Source organism: Flavobacterium sp. GCM10022190 (assembly GCF_042656445.1).
In the GTDB taxonomy this organism is placed as follows: Bacteria; Bacteroidota; Bacteroidia; order Flavobacteriales; family Flavobacteriaceae; genus Flavobacterium; species Flavobacterium nitratireducens.
The window spans coordinates 428,908-450,106 of the sequence record NZ_JBHSOQ010000001.1 but is presented as its reverse complement, the minus strand read 5'-3'; the positions used below and the strand labels follow the sequence as shown (position 1 = coordinate 450,106).

The following is a 21,199-nucleotide window of genomic DNA, read 5'->3' as shown; positions in this document are numbered from 1 at the left end:
TTCATATACACACTTTGTCGATTTCTGTTGAAAATTAATGTAAAAAAAGAGTTAAATGTTTATTTTTAGCTTCTAGAATATTAGTTTATTTGACTAAATATTCTGAATAGTTTTCCCAAAACTACCACATTAATTTTCTAATAGATGGTTGAAGCATTTATGTTTCAATTGTTATAGTTATTTATGCCTAATCGTGGGGAATTGCCATCTATGAATTACTCATACATCATAATTGATGATAATAAAGAAAGTGCTGAACAGACGAAAACGATCACTGATGGTTTTTCTGAACTTGTATTTTTGGGTATTGCCAGTAATTATGATGAAGGTCTAAATTTAATTCTCGAACACAAACCAAAATTAATTTTTCTTGAAATTGAGCCAGCTGATAAAAAAAGTAATTTATCATTGGCGCTCATTAGTGAATTATACAGGTACCTAAATGTTGTTCCTAAGATTATTGTAACCACCTCTAAAAAAGAATTAGCATTTGAAGCTATACAATATGAGGTCTCGGATTATTTTATCAAACCGGTAACCCGATTTGATATGGTGAAGTCTCTATTAAAAATTGGTAAGTCTAATATAATAGATCAAACTGAACCAGTAAAGATTACTTCTAAAGAAACAGATCCTGAACCTGAAGAAATTAGTGTTCCAAGTGTTGTTAGAACTGAAACACTTGGAATTCAACAAGAGCCTCTAATCTTATGTGTTAAATCCTATGGCGATTACCGGTATATAGATACTAGAGACATCGCCTATTTTCAAGCAGATAACAATTCTACCGATATTCATTTAATCAATGGAGAAATGGTTACAGCTTTTAAAACACTTAAACTTTTTGAAGGAGTGCTGCCTTATCCTTTTGTTCGTATTCATAACAGTTATATTGTTAATAGTAATTGTATTTCCAGAATACATACAGGAAATGCATTGTGTTACATTAAAAACACAGCTATAAAATTACCTTTCTCTAAATCCTATAAGGCAAATATAGATCTTATAATTTCGGAAATTTCAAATGGAAATTATCTGGAAATTTAAAAAATAGTCATCTACCCAGATTTGGGGTTCATTCACTCATAAATGATGGCATTCTACCATAAACGCTTGAAAACACGTTTGAAATAAGGGTTCGCTATGTAATTTTACTTCAAGAAAACGCACAAACGCTTTCATTAAAACAAGTAAAAAAGTATTAAAAAACATAAAAAACCCAAGTCATGAAAAAATCAATCGTAACATTCGGATTATTTACATTAATGTTAGTTTTAACTTCTTTCACAGTTTCTAAAGAAGATATTGGAGGAACAAGAGAAATTAAACAAGATTATACAATTGGTGGGACAAGAGAAATTAAGCAGGATTACACAATTGGAGGAACAAGAGAAATTAAGCAGGATTACACAATTGGAGGAACAAGAGAGATTAAACAAGATTACACAATTGGAGGAACAAGAGAAATTAAGCAAGATTAATTTTTTTAAAATATTATTTAAAGAGGCTATCATTTGATAGCCTTTTTTTATGCTAATAATTTAAAATTAGTATTTTTGGGTAAATTTGGAAAGTGCTATTGAAAACAATTAAGGGAAAAAGGATTTGTATACTATTGTTGTTTGTTTTTTTTGGGTGTAGCCAAAAAAAATCAGATAATAAATCCGTTAATATTTCTAATGATAGTTTGGATATTTATTTTTCTTTAGCAAATGATTTTAATCTTCAAAAAGAAAAAAGATTAGAATATATAACTAAGGCTAATGAAATAGTAGTTAGTCAGATTAATGATTCTTTAAATAGAGCCAATCTTTTTAAAATAGCCAATCGTTATTATAATATTAATTCTTTTAAAGAATATTATAAAACTGTAAATTTAGTTTTAGAGAATTCAGAAATAGCTGGAGATACTGTAAATATGTCAAGAGCATATGGATATCTAGGTGATTATTATAGAATTAAATTAGTTTCGGATTCTTCCTTTCTTTTTTACAATAAAGCTGAAAAATTATATAGTGATAGATTATACAATGATAAAATTCCTTTAGTTAAGATTATTATTAATAAAGCTAATTTGTTATTTAGAGTTGGTGATTTTGTTGGTAGTGAAAAAGAGGTTTTTAAAGCTTTACGAATAATTAATACTAATACATCTAAAAATATAGATCAGATTGATTATGTGAAATACGATGCTTATAATACGTTGGGGTTAGTGTATAATGGGATGGGAGATTATGAAACAGCTATTGTTTATCATGATAAGGCAATAAGAAGTATTCAAGATTCTCAAATTTTTGGAAAAAGTCAAACTATGGCAATTTCTTATTTGAATTTAGGATTGGTTTACATGAATCTTAAGAATTATGAGCAAGCTAAATTGTATTTTAATAAAGGAATTGAGCAGCAGTTGATAGATAATCAGGATGCAAGTGTTTATGCAATGTTGTTGGATAATTTAGGTTATAGTAAATTTAAACTTAATGATAAAAATAGATTGCCGGATTTGTTTTATCAGTCAATGAAGGTTAGTAGTGGATTAAAGTCAAATTCAGGACAATTTTTAAATTTAATACACTTATCGGAATATTTTGAAGCTAAAAATGATAGACAAAAAGCTTTGAATTTTGCAAATCAGGCTTTGACACTTGTTCGAAAAACCAATGATAGACATGATATTATGGTGGCTTTGAAACATATTGCTACAATAGATCCTCAAAAAGCAACTGCTTATACCAAAGAATATATTCATATAAACGAAGAACTACAAAAAGAAGAACGTAAAATAGGAGAAAAATTCTCTAGAATTCAATACGAAACAGACGAAATTAAAGACGAAAATTCTGATTTAGAAGCTAAAAATCGGAAGTTGGTTTACTTCTTTACTGCAATAGCCATCTTAGGCTTTTTTGTGTATATCATTAAATCTCAAAAGGCAAAAAACAGGGAACTTTTGTATAAACAGCAACAGCAAAAAGCGAATGAAGAAATTTATAATTTGATGATTTCCCAGCAGAATACTATTGAAGCTAATAGGGTTCAAGAAAAAAAACGTGTGGCTCAAGAATTACATGATGGTGTTTTGGGTAGAATGTTTGGTGTACGAATGAATTTAGAAGGTTTGAATCAATTTAATGATGATCTAGCGGTTACACAAAGACTGGATTACTTAGCTGAATTGAAAAAAATCGAGCAAGATATTCGTGAAATTTCACATGATTTGAATAGGGAAAAATCAGAATTAATTAATAACTTCGTTGCAATTGTTGATAATCTTTTTGAGGAACAAAGAAAAACTTTTTCAGCAAAATTATTTTCGACTATCGATTCGACAATTAGATGGGATTTAGCGGTCAATTCAGTGAAGATTAATTTGTACCGAATTATCCAAGAATCATTGCAAAATATTAATAAGTATGCTAATGCAACCACTATTAATGTCGAATTGAAAAGAAAGGATAATACGATTGTGTTAACAATTACTGATGATGGAGCTGGATTTAATGCTAATCTAAAGAAAAAAGGAATTGGTTTACAGAATATGATATCCAGAGCCAAAGAATGTAAGGGAGAGTTTCATGTTCAATCTAAAATTGGAGAGGGTACTACCATTACGGTGAGTATACCATTAGAAAATCAAATATCATAACAAATAAAATGACTATTGAAACAGCTACAGCTAGGCTTAAAATGAACATCTTAATTGTAGATGATCATCCATTTATTATTCAAGGATACAAAAATGCCATAGCGAGGTATAATCCAGATAAATTTGAATTTACAATTTTCGAAGCTAAAGATTGCGAGTCGGCTTACAATCTAATTACTAATGATCAAATGAATTTTGATATCGCATTTTTAGATATTAGTATGCCTGCTTATGAAGAGAAAGAGTTGTATTCTGGCGAAGATTTAGCTAAATTAGTTTTGGAATATATGCCTAATTGCAAGATTATTATGTTGACTATGTTTACCGAGTTTTTAAAATTAAAAACCTTAATAAACAAAGTAAGTCCTAGCGGAATAGTTATTAAAAACGATTTAACGTTTGACGAGTTATTGAGTGCTTTTGACAAGGTGATTAATAATGAATTGTATTATAGTAAATCAATACTGGAAATGCTTAGTTCACATGATAATTCTATAGAGATTGATTTATTTGATAAACAAATTTTATTTCATTTATCTAAAGGAACAAAGTTAGAAGATATCCCTCAGTTTGTGCCAATTTCATTAAATGCGATCGAGTCACGCAAAGCAAATCTTAGAAATTTACTTGAAGTTCAAGATGATTTAGATTTGGTTAAAGCAGCTAAAAATAAAGGTTTGATTTTCTAAAAAAGGATACAAAAAAACCGCAAATTCAGTAATAAATGAGTTGCGGTTTTTTGTTTTATTCACCAAGAGGATTCCAACCTCTAGCTTTCAAAGCGATTTTGGTATTGGCACGAGTAACTAAATGAATGCCTTCACTTTCTTCAGTCATGTGTCCAATAATAGTGAAGTTTGGATTTCCTTTGATCTTGTCAAAATCTTCAATTGGAATAGTGAATAGTAATTCATAATCTTCACCTCCGTTGATAGCAACAGTTGTGCTGTCGATATCAAATTCTTCACAAACATTTATAAATTGTGGATCTAGAGGTAGTTTGTCTTCGTATAAATTACAACCTACATTAGATTGTTTGCACAAATGAATAATTTCTGAAGATAGACCATCTGAAATATCAATCATGGCAGTAGGTTTTATTTCTAATGCGTGTAATAAAGTGCAAACGTCTTTTCGGGCTTCTGGTTTTAATTGGCGTTCAATTAAATAAGTGTATAATTCTAAATCAGGTTGCGAATTTGGATTTACCTGGAATACCTGTTTCTCTCTTTCTAAAACCTGTAATCCCATATATGCAGCGCCAATATCGCCCGTGACTACTAATAAATTAGTTGGTTTAGCACCATTGCGATATACAATTTCTTCGGCGTCTGCTTCACCTAAAACGGTGATGCTAATAATTAAACCTTTTTGAGAAGAAGTGGTGTCACCACCAATAACATCTACTTTGTATTCGTTAGAGGCGAGCGTAATTCCTTCGTATAATTCTTCTAAGGCTTCCAAAGGGAAACGATTTGAAACGGCAATAGAAACCGTGATTTGTGTTGCCTTTGCGTTCATAGCACAAATGTCGGATACATTTGTTACAACTGCTTTGTAACCTAAATGTTTCAATGGCATATAGGCCAAATCAAAGTGAACGCCTTCGACCATAATGTCAGTTGAAACCACTACTTTTTTGTCTTTAAAATCTAGAACAGCCGCATCATCACCAATCCCTTTTAAAGTAGAAGCCTGATTGATTTCAAAATGTTTAGTCAAATGTTCGATTAATCCAAATTCGCCCAATTGAGCAATGCTTGTACGTTGTGGGTTTTTATCTTCAATCATAGTTTTAAGTTTCAAAGGTGCAAAGATACAATCCCTTAGCTTCGGGAGCAAAGGTTTAGCGGGTTAAATGAAAAAGGCGGTTCTGTTTTTTATTTTTTTTAGAAAAAGAAAAACACTGTTGACAAACTGTTGTCACATGCCGTATTTACTTTTGAAATGTAAAAAATAAAAATTTTAAAACTATGAAAACACTAGCATCACAAGTGATTACTCCAGAAGATTTATTGAAACATTGGCAAGGGCACCGCGCTTTGACCCGCAGAGTGATTGAATTATTTCCTGAAAAAGATTTTTTCGAATTTTCGATAGGCGGAATGCGACCTTTTGCAAAATTAGCCGATGAGCTTTTAGCTATTGCATCGCCTGCTTTGAAAGGAATTGTTAATAGAGATATTCAGCCGTATAATGAAGAAGGAGCAGAAAAATTAATTTTCAAAGCACAATATCTTGAAAAATGGGATGAAGCTACTGAAGAAATTAATGCCTACTGGCAGCGATTAACAATAGAAGATTTTAACGAGACATTTAATTTATTTGGTCAGTATGAATTTCCGATTATCCAGAATATTCTATATTTTATTGATAACGAAGTGCACCATCGTGGTCAGGGATATGTGTATTTGCGAGCTTTAGGAATAGAGCCTCCTTTCTTCTGGGAAAGGTAGTTTTTATCGCAGATTTGTAGATTAAATCTGCGAATCTGCGATTTTTTTATTGTAAAAGTTGTTTTGTTTTTTCAAGCAATTCTAAAATTTTTGGTTTTAAATTTTCGGGCTCCAATATAGTCGCATAATCGCCAAACATTAGAAACCAACGTGAAAAACCTTCTATGGCGCTGCACATAAAAGTCATCTCAGTTTTGTCTCCAATTGTTTTTTCTGAAACAAAACCATAGTATTTTCGATCACTTTTTAAATATTTTGCAATTTTTTTATCTATAATAATCCGAATTTTAGTAGTGGAAATATTTTTGTTTTTATCCAAAAACGTTTCCAGAGCATCGTGCTCTAATGAAAAAGGAATTGCTGTTTTTTTGATTTCATGAACCCGATCGGTTCGAAACTGGCGATAATCTTTTCGTAAATGACAATAGCCTAACATGTACCAATTGTTGTTCTCGTGAAAAACACCAACAGGCTCAATATGCCGCAATGTAATTCCTTCCGATTGAATGGCTTCATACGACAAAATCACCTGTGTTTTTTCGGCAATGCTTTCAAAAAGAGTTGCTAATGTATTAGGAGATTTGTCATTAAAAAGCTGTTCTGATGATTGCATTACAACATTTGATTCAATAGTAGAAACCCAATCTTTATCATCGCTTCTAAGAACTGCTTTGAGTTTGTACATCGCCGAAGCGTAATGATTTCCTAGAGTGGGATCGGTAAATTTTTGCATTAATTTTTCTGCAGCTATAAAACTGCTGGCCTCTTCTCGAGTAAACATTACAGGAGGCAATCTGTAACCTTCCATCAATGCATAACCCACGCCAGCTTCACTATAAATAGGAACTCCTGAAGCTTCCAATGTACGAATGTCACGATAAATAGTGCGCAAACTCACCTCAAAGCGATTAGCCAATTCCTGCGCTTTTACAATTTTTTTGGATTGTAATTGAATAAGAATGGCAACAATGCGGTCAAATCGTTTGGGAGTTTCATCAAGCATAATCCGTAAAGTCTTTTGTTTCAAAGATACGTTTTGATTTTTAAAATTTAATTGGCAAACAAAAAAACCTGACAATCTTCACAGTCAAGTTTTTTCTTTATTCTATGTTCGCTTCTCTATTTTCTAAAAGTAATTAGTCTTTCAATTTCAAAACGGCTATAAACGCCTCTTGCTGAATCTTTACGTTTCTATTTGGTAATGGTTTCATTTTTTCGCATCTTTAGAAAACTAAAATTTTAATAATGAATACATTCGATATTGTTACGCTTACAGTAAATCCAGCAGTAGATAAAAGTACACACTTAAAAGGTTTGGTTCCAGAACAAAAAATAAGATGTGAGGCACCCAGATATGACGCTGGTGGAGGCGGAATTAATGTTTCTAAAGCTATTTCTAGATTAGGAGGAGCTTCGCTGGCTGTTTTTACAACTGGAGGGCCAACAGGAAAAATGTTGGAAAATTTATTAGCAAAAGAAGCTATTGCAACAAAAGCCATCGAAGTAGAAGCATGGACCAGAGAAAGTTTTATTGCGGTGGACGATAATACGAATTCTCAGTATCGTTTTGGGTTTCCTGGAGGAAAAATTACTGAAGAAGAGGTAGAAAATATTTTGGGCGTAGTAGCTAATTTGAAAACAAATTTTTTGGTGGTAAGCGGAAGTTTGAACGAAGGTTTGACAGATGGATTTTATCAGGAAATAGCAAAAATTGCCAAGAATACCAATGCAAAACTTATTGTGGATACTTCGGGCGAAGCTTTGAAAAAAGTGTTGCAAACAGGGGCTTATTTGATAAAACCGAATATAGGAGAATTGGCAAAATTAGTAGGTAAAGAACACCTGGAATTGAATGAAGTCAGAGAAGCTGCAAAGGAAATTATTGCAAAAGGAGGAGCCGAAATTGTGGTGGTTTCATTGGGTCCTCAGGGAGCAGTTTTAGTGACTAATGAAGAATATGAATTTGTACCAGCTCCTAATGTTCTTAAGAAAAGTACTGTGGGTGCTGGTGATAGTATGGTAGGAGGAATGACTTGGGCGCTTTCGCAAAATAAAAGCCTGAAAGAAGTTATTCGTTGGGGAGTAGCCTGTGGTTCTGCTGCAACCATGAACGAAGGAACGCAGCTTTTTAAAAAAGAAGATGCTTTGAGATTGTTTGATTGGTTAAAGGAAAGATAGAATTGGAAGAAACAAAAAAAACCTGACAATTTTCATCGTCAGGTTTTCTATCTTAATTCTTTGTACTTAATTCTTAATACTCCGAAATCTTAATCATTCAATTTAAGTACAGCCATAAACGCTTCTTGTGGAATCTCTACGTTTCCTACCTGACGCATACGTTTTTTACCTTTTTTCTGTTTTTCCAATAATTTACGCTTACGCGAAATATCTCCTCCGTAACATTTTGCAGTTACGTCTTTACGTAAAGCTTTGATGGTTTCACGAGCAATAATTTTAGCTCCAATAGAAGCCTGAATTGGAATCTCAAACTGTTGTCTTGGGATTAACTCACGTAATTTTTCACACATCTTTTTACCAATAGTATAGGCGTTGTCCGCATGAATAAGAGCAGAAAGAGCATCCAGTTGATTAGCATTTAATAAAATATCCATTTTAACCAATTTAGATTCTCTCATCCCGATTGGGTGGTAATCAAACGAAGCATAACCTTTAGAAACTGTTTTCAATCTGTCGTAGAAATCAAATACAATCTCTGCCAAAGGCATGTCGAAATTCAATTCCACACGCTCCGTAGTTAAATAGGTTTGGTTCGTAATCAAACCACGTTTTTCGATACACAAACTCATTACGTTTCCTACGAAATCTGCCTTAGTAATGATAGTAGCTTTGATATAAGGCTCTTCTACTCGGTCTAATTTTGTGGCGTCCGGTAGATCAGATGGGTTGTTTACGATAATTGGAGTATCCGGTTCTTTTTTGGTATAAGCCAAATAAGAAACGTTCGGAACCGTTGTGATAACCGTCATGTTGAACTCACGCTCCAAACGCTCCTGGATAATCTCCATGTGTAGCATTCCTAAGAATCCACAACGGAAACCAAATCCTAAGGCAGCCGAACTTTCAGCAGAAAATACCAAAGAAGCATCGTTTAATTGTAATTTTTCCATTGAAGCACGTAAGTCTTCAAAATCTTCTGTGTCTACTGGGTAAATTCCGGCAAATACCATTGGTTTTACATCCTCAAAACCGGTAATCATGTTGCTGGTTGGTGTTTTAGCATCAGTGATGGTATCACCCACTTTTACTTCTTTTGCTTCTTTAATACCAGAAATCAAATAACCAACATCTCCTGTAGAAATTTTGTTTTTAGGAACCTGATTTAATTTTAAAGTTCCTACTTCATCAGCAAAATATTCATTTCCTGTAGCCATGAATTTAATTTTCTGACCTTTGGAAATTTCACCATTCACAACTCTAAAGATAACCTCAATTCCACGGAAAGGGTTGTAGTGTGAATCGAAAATTAAAGCTTGTAATGGCTCTTCTTTGTTTCCGCTTGGAGCTGGAATTTTTTCGATAATAGCAGCCAAAATATTTTCAACTCCAAAACCGGTTTTACCTGAAGCATGAATAATGTCTTCCAAATCACAACCTAAAAGGTCAATAATATCGTCACTTACTTCTTCCGGATTAGCACTTGGTAAATCTACTTTGTTCAAGACAGGAATAATTTCTAAGTCGTTATCCAAAGCCAAATACAAGTTCGAAATAGTTTGCGCTTGAATACTCTGAGCAGCATCAACAATCAACAAAGCGCCCTCGCAGGCAGCAATCGAACGCGAAACCTCATAAGAGAAATCCACGTGTCCCGGAGTGTCAATCAGATTCAGGATGTATTCCTCACCTTTGTATTTATATTCCATTTGAATGGCGTGACTCTTAATGGTAATTCCACGTTCACGCTCTAAATCCATGTTGTCCAACAGCTGTGCTTTTTCTTCACGAGCCGTAACGGTTTGCGTAGCTGCCAATAAACGGTCAGCCAACGTACTTTTTCCGTGGTCAATATGTGCAATAATGCAAAAATTTCTAATGTGCTTCATTTCTTCTTTTGTATCAATTTTTCCTGTCTTGTCTCTTTGGGCGTACCCCTACGGGTCGGGCTTTCCGCTCTATCTTTTATTCCATTGCATTCCATAAAAGGATGCCGCTGCAATCCCTAACGCAGTCCCGAAAAAACAAGGCAATTAATCTGCAAATATACGCTAAATTCTATACGTTCAAAGCGTAATATTTCGCAAAGTTGCTCAAAGTCAACACAAAGATTCACAAAAGTTTATTTGTGTCTTTTTAAAGTTCATTATTGATTTTTGAATTTGTCATTGATATTGAAATTTTTACCGTTTCATTTAAAAAACGTAATTTTGCAGCAAAATTGAGAAGATGATTAAGATTGGCAACATAGAATTACCTGATTTTCCACTATTATTAGCGCCTATGGAGGATGTGAGCGATCCACCATTCCGTCGCTTGTGTAAAATGCATGGAGCTGATATGATGTACTCTGAATTCATTTCGTCGGAAGGTTTGATTCGTGATGCGATAAAAAGCCGAATGAAATTAGATATTTTTGATTACGAGCGTCCGGTAGGAATTCAGATTTTTGGAGGTGATGAAGAGGCAATGGGCTTGTCTTCAAAAATTGTTTCAACAGTAAATCCTGATTTGATTGATATCAACTTTGGTTGTCCTGTGAAAAAAGTAGTTTGTAAAGGTGCCGGAGCCGGAGTTTTGAAAGATGTAGATCTAATGGTGCGTTTGACTAAAGCGGTTATTGATAGTACCCATTTGCCTGTAACGGTAAAAACCCGTTTAGGTTGGGATGATAATTCGATTAATATTGATGAAGTGGCCGAGCGTTTACAGGATATTGGTGTGGCTGCTTTGAGTATTCATGCGCGTACCCGTGCCCAAATGTATAAAGGTCATTCTGACTGGACTCACATTGCCCGAGTAAAAAATAATCCGAGAATAAATATTCCAATTTTTGGTAACGGAGATATTGATTCGCCTGAAAAAGCATTAGAATACAAAAATAAATACGGTATCGACGGAATCATGATTGGTCGTGCTGCTATTGGTTATCCTTGGATTTTTAACGAAATCAAACACTATTTCAATACCGGAGAGCACTTGGCTAAACCAACTGTTGCCGATAGAGTAGAAGCAGTTAGAAATCACTTAACTTGGGCAATGGATTGGAAAGGCGAGCGATTAGGAATTGTGGAAACCCGTCCGCATTATACTAATTATTTCAAAGGAATTCATTCGTTTAAAACATTTAAACAAAAACTAGTTACCTTAGATCATCCTGAAGAATTATTTGCGGTTCTGGATGAGATTACTCTAGCTTATGCTGGTTACGAAGTGGTTTAAGATTTTACCTAATCCAATAATTTTTCACTTACACGACTACTCGCAATAAGAGAAGCGATAAAGCCAAGTGTAGTAATGGTTAGTATCACTATAATTACATTTTCAATAGAAAACACTACTGGGTAAGCCAGCGTTGGGGTAATCATAATCAATTGGAAATGCTCCTGAATCAAAACGATGATGATTCCTAAAACAAGTCCGATGATTCCTCCAATCACACTTAATAAAGTGCCTTGTAGCAGGAATATTTTACGAAGGTTTTTAATCTCTACACCTAAATTAAAAAGGGTTTTTAAATTTCCTTTTTTGTCTAGAATCATCATGATTAGTGCGCCAATAAGGTTAAAAAGAGCCACAACAATCACTAAAGTAAATATTAAATACACCGCAACATTCTCCGTATTCAACATTTTATAAAGTGACTCGTTAAGCTGAGCTCGGTTTTTCACCGTAATTTTTCCTTTGAAAATGCTGTTTAGTTGATTGATGATTGCGGCTTCGTTAGCATTTGGTTTTTCTTTCAGTTCAATTCCTGAAACCTGATTGGTTTTGTATTCTAATAATTCCTGAGCTAAGCCTAAATCGGCAAAAACATATTTAGAATCTAAGTCTTCATTAATAGCATAAACACCCACAGGGAAAATTTCAGATTTATTAAAAGCCTGTTCGGCATTTTCAATGGTTCCTTTACCTGCTTTTGGAACTAAAACTTCTAGGTGTTTGTTAAAGTCCATTAAACCTAGTGAAAGCTTTTGAACTAACCCAAAACCCACCACAACCTGATAGGTGTTTTCTTCAATCCATTGGCCGTTGTAAAGGATTTTTTTGGTGTTGTTGACTTTGCTATAGTTAGGGTCAACACCTTTCAGGTAAGTTACCTCTTGTTTGTTGTCAAAAGTAAATAACACACGCTCCTCAATAATTTTTGAAAAAGAGGCTATGCCATCAATTTTTTTAATTGCGGATTCTTGTTCAGGAGTTACAAAAAATGATTTTCCTAGTGTACTCGTAACTTTTAAATCGGGGTCAATATCGTTGCTAAATGAAAGACTAAAAACTTTTAATCCGCTAAAAACTGATAAAACCACAAACAAAGCCATAGCACCCACAATGATGCCCATGCTGGCAATGCGGTTTATGATGTTGATGGCATTGTTTTTACTGTTACTACGAATGTAACGTTTGGCTATGTATAGCGGAAAATTCAAGTTCTTAAAATTGTTTTCTTCTTTCTAATAAATCTCTATTTTCAATTGGATTTTCTTTGTTTTTCAAAGCATTGTCTATTTTTTCAATATAATCCAAAGAATCATCGATAAAGAAAACTAAATTAGGAACTCTACGTAATTGTTTGCGAACTCGTTGCGCCAAATCATGTTTAATCAATGGGGTATTCGACTTAATTCCTTCCAATGTTTCTTTTGCTTTTTCCTGAGGAAAAATACTCAAGTAAACTGTAGCTACAGATAAATCAGAAGTTACCGAAACTTTGGATACCGAAATAACCAAATTACTAACTCCATTTTTTCGCACTTCACCTTGCAAGATATCCACCAAATCTTTTTGGATAACTCCGCCTATTTTTTTCTGTCTGTTTGTTTCCATAGTGCAAAAATACTACTTTTAAGCATTAAATAAGCAAAGTTTTTTCAGGAGCTATTCCCGCTATTCGTTACAATCTTTTTAGGTCTCAAAAAAAGGGACCTAAAAAGGATTTTCACTGCTATCGGGGCTAGGGTTTTGAAATTCAACAATAAACATTTCATGCAAAGACACTCTTTTTCTATTTACGACGCTTCAGCAGGTTCAGGTAAAACCTATACTTTGGTTAAAGAATATTTAAAAATCATTTTGACTTCACCTAAAAATGATGCGTATCGCAATATTCTGGCAATTACTTTTACCAATAAAGCAGTGCATGAAATGAAAAGCCGAATTGTAGGCAGTCTCTCGGAGTTTGCTAAAGATGAACCTTCCAAAAAAGCACAGGATTTAATACAGGATTTGGTCAATGATACTAAGGATTGGGAAGTAAAATTGTCGCCAAATCTAATCAAGGCAAAATCACAACAGATTATTAAGCATATTATTCATAATTATGCGGCTTTTGATATTTCGACCATTGATAAATTCACTCATAAAGTGATTCGTGCTTTTGCTTATGATTTGAATTTACCCATGACTTTCGAAGTTACTTTGGACACTGAAAATCTTTTAATTGAAGCGGTAGATGCTATCATTGCCCAAGCGGGAGAAGATAAAACCCTGACCGATTTACTGATCGATTTTACCATGGAAAAAACCGACGATGATAAGTCCTGGGATATCTCAAGAGAAATTTTGGAAACGGGGAAGTTGGTTCAAAATGAAAATAATCGTAATGAAATTATACAATTTCAGGATAAAACTATCGCTGAATTTGTCGAAATCAAAAAGAAATTAAATACGGTTTGCAAAGATTTAGAAAATGAAAATGCTGCAAAAGCCGCTGAAGCTTTGGATTTAATTGAAAAAAACGGAATTGATTTAAAATCTTTTTCCAGAGGAACTTTCCCCAATCATATGGCGAGTATTCGAGATGGGAAATTCAATCCAAAGAACAAAACCTTCCACGAATTTGATGATATTGCTATTAATAAAACGGCTAAAGACCGCACTTTGATTGAAAATATCATTCCTGAGTTATTGCAAATTTTAGATACAGTATATAAGAATTTCGAAAAAAGAGATTTTTACAAAGCCTTTCTGAAAAACATTACACCGCTTTCTTTATTGAATACAGTTAATAATGAGTTGGCTAAAATTCAGGAAGAGCAAAATGTGCTTTCCATTTCGGAGTTTAATGCTATTATTCATCGTGAAATTCAAAATCAGCCGGCACCTTTTATATATGAGCGATTAGGGGAGCGTTACCGTCATTTTTTCATTGACGAGTTTCAAGATACTTCCGAAATGCAATGGCAAAATTTAATTCCACTTATTGATAATGCGCTTTCGGGTCAGGACGATTATGGAAATAAAGGAACTTTGATGATTGTGGGTGACCCAAAGCAATCCATTTATCGTTGGCGTGGAGGGAAAGCGGAGCAGTTTATCGAGTTGAGCAAGGATAAAAATCCATTTAATAATCCCGATAAAAAAATAGAACATTTAGATCGAAATTACCGTTCCTATTCTCAGATTATTGAATTTAATAATGATTTTTTCAAATTAATTGCTACAGAATTTGAGCACCCAGATTATAAGGATTTATACGAAAATCATAGTTTTCAGCATACCAATGCTAAAAAGGGTGGATATGTAAATATCTCATTTATTCCTAGAGTGGAAACTGCAGAAAATGAAGAGGAAGCATTGGATAAAACGGATTTGTATGTATTGGCTACCTTAAATACCATTCAGAAGGTTGTGCAACAAGGTTTTGAATACAAAGACATTGTGATTTTAACTCGTAAACGCGATCAGGGAGTTGCGATTGCAAATTATTTAACAGAACAAGGTGTTCCTTTGTTGTCTTCGGAAACTTTAATGATTCAAAATGCGACTGAAGTTCGATTGATTATCCATCTTTTGAAATACTTAAAAAACAATGCCGATTTAGAATCGAAAGCGTTTTTCTTGCATTATGTTGCCGAGAATCTTCAAGACCAGTTGGGTGTTCATGATTTTATTGCTGTTGGTATGGAACTGAAAAGTGAAGAAGATTTTGAAAAATGGTTGTTAGGTTTTGGAATTTCGCTTTCGTTCCAAAATATACGTAAAAAATCGTTGTATGAAACGGTAGAAATTATTGTTTCGAAATTATTGTCAAATGATAATCAGGCTGGAAATGCTTATGTACAATATTTTTTAGATATTGTATTGGAACGCGATGTTCGCAATCAGGCTGGAATTGCAGATTTTCTGGAATTTTGGGATAAAAGCGGACATAAATATAGTATTCCATCTCCGGAAGGAAATAATGCAGTTCGAATTATGACCATTCATAAATCAAAAGGTTTGGAATTTCCAGTTGTGATAATGCCTTTTGCAGAGGAAGATTATGTAAAGAAACCTAAAGATAAATTGTGGCTGGATGTTGAAGATTTGGATATGCCAAAGGCTTTGATAGATAACAGTAAAGCTGTTGAAGGTTTTGGGGAGGAGGCAAAGCTTATTTATGGGCAAAAAAAGCAGGAAGAATTATTAGATAATATCAATGTTTTATATGTAGCGTTGACTCGTGCAGAAGAACAGTTGTATGTGATTTCAAATATGAATTTGACAGCCAAAGATGAAGTAAAAAATGAAGATATGTCCGCTTTTTTTATTAATTATTTAATCGCTAAAAATGTATTTGATGAAAATACGTTTGAATATGAGTTTGGTGATAAGTCCAAATTATCATCCCATTCAAAACATATTGATACTTCTAAGTCAATTAATGTAGTAAAGGAAACCTTAAATCCTAAGAATATAAAAATTGCACAAAAGGAAGCGTTAATGTGGGGTACGCACCAGCAAGAATCTATTGAATACGGAAACATAGTTCATGAGATTTTATCTTACGTAAAAACCCAAAATGATGTAGATTTAGCATTAAATAAAGCTATAGAAACGGGATTAATTAATTGGGAACAAAAAGAGCTTGTAAGTGATACCATTTTTAAACTTGTAAATCATCCGGATTTGATGCATTTTTTTGCAGAAGGGAATGAAGTGTTAAATGAACAAACAATTATTCAAAAGGTAGGAAAGATTGTTAAGCCAGATAGAATTGTTATTACAAAAGATAAAAAAGTGTATTTGCTTGATTATAAAACAGGTGTTCATAATTCAAAATATCAAAAGCAATTAGAGGAGTATGAAAAATCAATAGCTAAAATGGGGTTGGAAGTTTTGGGTAAAACAATAGTGTATATTGGGGAAAACATAGAAGTTGTTCAGTTTTAATGAAAGAAAAGTTAGGGTTAAAGCAGTGTAAGCTGGTTTTTGTTCATTCTTTATTAAAAATTGACATTGATTATTTTTTTTAGTTTTTTTGAAAATAAATTAGTGTTAATTGGCTATTGTTGCTGATTTTGTTGGCTTTTTAGTCTTTTTTGTATAAGTTGTTGAGTTGTTTTCAATGTTTTTAATGTTCGACAATGTATTTTTTTAAGATTCTATTTTGTAGTTAAAAAATTACGCGTTACTTTTGTTGATAATTAACTAAATTGTAATTAAAAAAATTAAGTATGAAACATCTTAACAAACTTTTTATTGCTGTCTTGATGGCGATGGGTGTAAGCTCTCAAGCTCAAGATAGTAACAACCCATGGGCAATCTCTTTTGGAGTTAATGCCGTTGACACTAGAACTAGTGCCGGTGACGATAAAATAGGTAATCACTTCGACCAATTTTTCGATGTGAAAGATCACTGGAATATTCTTCCTTCAGTATCTTATTTAAAAGTATCAAGATATGTTGGTAGTAATTTTACAGTTGGACTTCAAGGATCTGTTAATAAAATGGATAAGTTCGTAGTAGACGTAAATCCTCTTTTGGTTCAAAATCCTGGTGATTTGATGTATTACGGAATTGATGGGTTTGTGAAGTATAGTTTTGCAAAATTAATCAATTCTAAAGTTATTGATCCTAATGTGAATTTAGGAGGAGGATATACTTTCTTAGGGGATACTAGTTTTGGAACTTTAAATGGAGGTGTTGGGTTAACTTTTTGGGTTTCTGAAAATGTAGGTATTGAATTAGGTTCTACATACAAGAAATCATTTGGAGATAGAATGAGTAATGTAGGTGCTCCAATCGCTCCTTCTCACTTCCAACACACAGCTGGTATCGTTTTCAGATTTGGTGGAAAAGATACTGATGGTGATGGTATCTACGATAAAGAAGATGCTTGTCCAGAAGTTGCTGGTTTAAAACAATTCAATGGATGTCCTGATACAGACGGAGACGGAATCATTGATTCAGAAGATGCTTGTCCAGAAGTTGCTGGTTTAGCTTCATTGAAAGGTTGTCCAGATGCTGATGGTGATGGAATCACTGACGCGGAGGATGCTTGTCCAAATGTTGCTGGTTTAGCTTCATTGAAAGGTTGTCCAGATGCTGATAAAGACGGTGTTGCTGATAAAGATGATAAATGTCCTAACGTAGCTGGTCCTAAAGAAAATGCAGGATGCCCATGGCCTGATACTGATAAAGATGGTGTAGCTGATAAAGATGATAAATGTCCTGAGGTTGCTGGTCCAGCTAGTAATAACGGATGTCCAGAAGTTCCACAAGAAGCTATGGATGAATTGAAATCTCAAGCTAGATTTATCTATTTCAATACTGGAAAAGCTACTTTCAAAACTGCTGACGTTCCTAAGAGATTAGATGCTATGGCTGCATTACTTAAAAACTACCCTAACTCTGAGTTCTTAATTGAAGGACACACTGATAGCGATGGTTCTGATGCTTTCAACCAAAAACTTTCTGAGTCTAGAGCTGCTGCTGTTAAAAAAGCGTTATTAGACAGAGGAATCTCTTCTAGCAAATTAAAATCAGTTGGATACGGTGAGTCTATGCCAATTGCAACTAATAAAACTGCTGCTGGAAAAGCATTAAACAGAAGAACTGAAGTGAAATTAATCAAATAATTTCTTCTAAATAATTATTGAAAAACGCCTCGATTTATCGGGGCGTTTTTTTATTTTTATACTATGATAAATAGTACTTTTCTAGATAAAATAGCCAAGGTTTTAATTGAAAAATATTCGGATCAACTTGTAAATACAATTGTAGTTTTGCCGAATAAACGTGCTAAAATCTTTTTGATTGAGGCACTTAAAAAACAAATTTCAACTAATATCCTTGCTCCTAAGATTGTTAGTATTGAAGATTTTATTCAGGATATAGCAGCGATTCGAACTGTTGACTCAATTGAATTATTATTCGAGTTCTACGAAGTTTATTTGTCGGTTACTGAAAAGGCAAATCAACAAACTTTTGAGATGTTTGCTAATTGGGCTAAAACATTACTGCAAGATTTTAATGAAATCGATCGTTATTTGTTAGACCCTACTCATGTTTTATCGTACCTAAAAGATATTGAAGATATCAAAAAATGGGGTGTTGAGGTGGAGAACAAAACCACATTGATTGAAAAATATATTGATTTTTGGAAATTATTGCCGCTTTATTATCAGTCATTATATGCTCATTTGCTTCAAAAAGGAATCGGTTATCAGGGTTTAATTTACCGTGAGGCTGTTAAAAATTTAAATCATTTTTCGAATTCAATAATTAATAATCAATTTGTTTTTGCCGGTTTTAATGCCTTAAATGCTTCTGAAGAAAAAATCATTCAGCATTTAATAGCTAATGATTGCGCTGAAATTTATTGGGATGCCGATCAAATTTTTTTAAATGATCCTTACCATGATGCGGCTTTATTTTTGCGTCGATTCAAGCAAAGTTGGAAACATTATAAATCCAATCCTTTTGAATGGATTGTGGATGATTTTTCACAAACTAAAAACATTCAAATCATTGGGACACCAAAAAGTATTGGTCAGGCCAAAATAGCAGGAAGCATTATCGAAAAAATTACTGAAGATAATCCTTTAACTTCCTTGGATAAAGTAGCCATTGTTCTTGGTGAAGAAAATGTATTAGTACCTCTTTTGTATTCTTTACCGTCCACTGTAGGTGCTTTGAATATCACCATGGGATATTCAAGTAAAAATAATCCTGCCCAAATTTTGATTGCCAAATTATTTAAAATGCATACCAATGCCTTGTCTAGAAAGTCATCGAGTTATGTGTTCTATTATAAAGATGTATTGGATATTTTGACACATCCATTGGTAGAACCTTATGCTAAAACAAGTGATTTAGTAAATACCATCAATAAAAACAATTACACTTTTATTAGTCATCAAAAGTTACTTGAGCTCAATCAAAATCCTACCGATTTATTTTTACTGCTTTTTCAAAAATGGGAATCAGGTTCTATTGCAGTACTACAATCCGTATCTCAATTATTATTGAACATCAAAGAGAATTTGAGTAATGACAACGAAGAAGAAAAAATTACCAAAGCCTTTGTTTTTGCCATTTTCAAAGTGATTAATAAGTTAATTAATTATTATTCAAAACATCAGCATATTGATAAAATAGAAACTTTACATGCCATTTATAAACAAGTAATTGATTTGGCAGAAGTGTCTTTTGAAGGAGAACCTTTGAATGGTTTGCAGATAATGGGAGTTTTAGAAAGTCGTGTTTTGGATTTTGAAACCGTGATTGTAACTTCCATGAATGAAGGGAAATTTCCGGCCGGGAAATCGCAAAATTCCTTTATCCCTTATGATGTAAAAAGGGAATTAGGTTTGCCCACTTTCAAAGAAAAGGATGCTATTTATACTTATCACTTTTACCATTTATTGCAACGTGCTAAGAATATTTATTTGTTGTACAATACCGAAAGTGAAGGTTTAGATGCTGGTGAAAAAAGCCGATTCATCACGCAATTGGAAGTGGAAAAACAGCCTAATCATATTTTGACACACGAAATTTACAATGCTGTTTTACCTGAAACGGCTTATAAACCTATGGTGATTGAAAAATCCCAGGCGGTGATGGAGCGTTTGACTGTAATAGCGAAAGAAGGTTTTTCGTCTTCGGCATTAACATCTTATATTCGAAATCCTATTCAGTTTTATTTTCAAAAAATATTACGCATTCGTGAAGTAGAGGAAGTAGAAGAGAATATTGCTCTGAATACACTAGGGACAATTATTCACGAAACCTTAAGGGTTTTATATGAACCTTTTATTGGGAAATTTGTTTCTGAAAAAGATATTGAAGATGCTTTCAAATTAATTGATGATGAGGTTTTAAAGCAATTTAAAATTGTTTATAAAGAAGGGGAAATCAAAAAAGGACGAAATCTTTTGGCTTTTGAGGTAGCTAAACGTAACGTTTCTAATTTTCTGAAAACGGAATTAGAAAGCATCAAAAAAGGTGATGCCGTTAAGATTATTGCTTTAGAAAAAACTTTTGAGCGTACTTTGAATCATCCGGATTTGCCATTTCCTGTATTAATCAAAGGAAATGTGGATCGAATTGAAGAACGCAACGGAAATATTCGAATTGTAGATTATAAAACCGGAAAAGTTGAGAAAGGCAATGTAAGTTTGAAATCCTGGAACGGATTAGCACAGGACATTAAAAATGATAAAATCATTCAGGTTTTGGCTTATGCTTTCATGTATGAAGAACAAGCCCAAGGAAAACCTATAGAAGCAGGAATCATTTCGTTTAAGAATTTGAAATCAGGTTTTCTTCCTTTTAATTTTAAAGAAGACAAAGAATTACAGCAAATTATCAATCAGGAAATAGTGGCTAATTATTTAGAGGAGATTGTGTTGTTGCTGAAGGAGATTTTGGATGAAACAATCCCTTTTGAGGAGAAAATTTAGTAATTGATTTGTATAGAAAATTTAAAAATATTTTTGAGTTTTACAAAAGTACTTTGGCAATAACAATTGCTTTGAGTCTTTTGGGATTTGTTTTTGGAGGATTTGAAACGTTTAAAATAATATTCGTTCTTTTAGGGTTTTGGATAAGTGTTTTATTTAAAGAGGTGAATTCTAAAAATGAATATTTGTTTTATTATTCTAATGGAATTTCAAAATTAAAATTGTTAGGTTTTAGTTTTTTGATGAATGTTATT

15 protein-coding genes are annotated in these 21,199 nt (G+C 33.2%); 10 read left to right on the top strand and 5 right to left on the bottom strand.

What is annotated here, in order from left to right:
- Window positions 1-183: 183 nt before the first annotated feature.
- The 4 genes from ACFPTQ_RS01970 to ACFPTQ_RS01955 all read left to right on the top strand — a co-directional run bounded on the left by ACFPTQ_RS01970 (window position 184) and on the right by ACFPTQ_RS01955 (window position 4,335).
- The gene (locus ACFPTQ_RS01970) at window positions 184-1,047 is read left to right on the top strand and encodes a LytR/AlgR family response regulator transcription factor (RefSeq protein WP_379773187.1); all 864 of its coding nucleotides are present in this window, start codon (window positions 184-186) and stop codon (window positions 1,045-1,047) included.
- Between the two features lie 179 nt (window positions 1,048-1,226).
- Window positions 1,227-1,481, top strand: a complete 255-nt coding sequence (locus tag ACFPTQ_RS01965; protein ID WP_379773184.1) for a hypothetical protein — start codon at window positions 1,227-1,229, stop codon at window positions 1,479-1,481.
- 98 nt (window positions 1,482-1,579) lie between these two features.
- Window positions 1,580-3,646: a tetratricopeptide repeat-containing sensor histidine kinase gene (locus tag ACFPTQ_RS01960; protein ID WP_379773181.1), complete on the top strand. Its 2,067-nt coding sequence runs from the start codon at window positions 1,580-1,582 to the stop codon at window positions 3,644-3,646.
- A gap of 8 nt (window positions 3,647-3,654) precedes the next feature.
- The gene (locus ACFPTQ_RS01955; protein WP_379773179.1) at window positions 3,655-4,335 is read left to right on the top strand and encodes a response regulator; all 681 of its coding nucleotides are present in this window, start codon (window positions 3,655-3,657) and stop codon (window positions 4,333-4,335) included.
- Between the two features lie 55 nt (window positions 4,336-4,390).
- Here ACFPTQ_RS01955 and thiL read toward each other — a convergent pair whose 3' ends face one another.
- The gene (gene thiL / locus ACFPTQ_RS01950; RefSeq protein ID WP_379773176.1) at window positions 4,391-5,437 is read right to left on the bottom strand and encodes a thiamine-phosphate kinase; all 1,047 of its coding nucleotides are present in this window, start codon (window positions 5,435-5,437) and stop codon (window positions 4,391-4,393) included.
- Between the two features lie 182 nt (window positions 5,438-5,619).
- Between thiL and ACFPTQ_RS01945 the strand changes: the two genes are divergently transcribed.
- Entirely contained in the window at window positions 5,620-6,102 is a 483-nt protein-coding gene (locus ACFPTQ_RS01945) for a DinB family protein (protein ID WP_379773173.1), read from the top strand.
- A gap of 46 nt (window positions 6,103-6,148) precedes the next feature.
- Here ACFPTQ_RS01945 and ACFPTQ_RS01940 read toward each other — a convergent pair whose 3' ends face one another.
- Window positions 6,149-7,105, bottom strand: a complete 957-nt coding sequence (locus ACFPTQ_RS01940; protein WP_379775531.1) for a helix-turn-helix transcriptional regulator — start codon at window positions 7,103-7,105, stop codon at window positions 6,149-6,151.
- A 242-nt stretch (window positions 7,106-7,347) separates the two neighbouring features.
- On the opposite strand from ACFPTQ_RS01940, the gene ACFPTQ_RS01935 reads away from it, so the two are divergent.
- Window positions 7,348-8,280 (top strand): 1-phosphofructokinase family hexose kinase, encoded by a 933-nt coding sequence (locus tag ACFPTQ_RS01935; protein ID WP_379773171.1) that lies wholly within the window; start codon window positions 7,348-7,350, stop codon window positions 8,278-8,280.
- A gap of 89 nt (window positions 8,281-8,369) precedes the next feature.
- Here the strand turns inward: ACFPTQ_RS01935 and lepA are convergent, their stop codons facing one another.
- Window positions 8,370-10,166, bottom strand: coding sequence for a translation elongation factor 4 (lepA, locus tag ACFPTQ_RS01930; protein WP_379773169.1), 1,797 nt, complete (start codon window positions 10,164-10,166; stop codon window positions 8,370-8,372).
- 340 nt (window positions 10,167-10,506) lie between these two features.
- Here lepA and dusB point away from each other — a divergent pair, with 340 nt between their 5' ends.
- Window positions 10,507-11,499: a tRNA dihydrouridine synthase DusB gene (dusB, locus tag ACFPTQ_RS01925; protein WP_379773166.1), complete on the top strand. Its 993-nt coding sequence runs from the start codon at window positions 10,507-10,509 to the stop codon at window positions 11,497-11,499.
- Between the two features lie 8 nt (window positions 11,500-11,507).
- Here dusB and ACFPTQ_RS01920 read toward each other — a convergent pair whose 3' ends face one another.
- Complete coding sequence (locus ACFPTQ_RS01920) at window positions 11,508-12,707, bottom strand: FtsX-like permease family protein (RefSeq protein ID WP_379773163.1); 1,200 nt, start codon at window positions 12,705-12,707, stop codon at window positions 11,508-11,510.
- A 4-nt stretch (window positions 12,708-12,711) separates the two neighbouring features.
- Window positions 12,712-13,104: a 30S ribosome-binding factor RbfA gene (gene rbfA, locus ACFPTQ_RS01915; protein ID WP_379773161.1), complete on the bottom strand. Its 393-nt coding sequence runs from the start codon at window positions 13,102-13,104 to the stop codon at window positions 12,712-12,714.
- Between the two features lie 159 nt (window positions 13,105-13,263).
- Here rbfA and ACFPTQ_RS01910 point away from each other — a divergent pair, with 159 nt between their 5' ends.
- The 3 genes from ACFPTQ_RS01910 to ACFPTQ_RS01900 all read left to right on the top strand — a co-directional run bounded on the left by ACFPTQ_RS01910 (window position 13,264) and on the right by ACFPTQ_RS01900 (window position 20,945).
- The gene (locus tag ACFPTQ_RS01910; RefSeq protein WP_379773158.1) at window positions 13,264-16,431 is read left to right on the top strand and encodes a UvrD-helicase domain-containing protein; all 3,168 of its coding nucleotides are present in this window, start codon (window positions 13,264-13,266) and stop codon (window positions 16,429-16,431) included.
- Between the two features lie 284 nt (window positions 16,432-16,715).
- Window positions 16,716-18,119 carry an OmpA family protein gene (locus ACFPTQ_RS01905; RefSeq protein WP_379773155.1) on the top strand — a complete coding sequence of 468 codons (1,404 nt, stop codon included), beginning with the start codon at window positions 16,716-16,718 and terminating at the stop codon, window positions 18,117-18,119.
- 63 nt (window positions 18,120-18,182) lie between these two features.
- A complete protein-coding gene (locus ACFPTQ_RS01900) occupies window positions 18,183-20,945 on the top strand; it encodes a PD-(D/E)XK nuclease family protein (RefSeq protein WP_379773152.1) in 2,763 nt (920 codons plus the stop codon).
- Window positions 20,946-21,199: the final 254 nt, after the last annotated feature.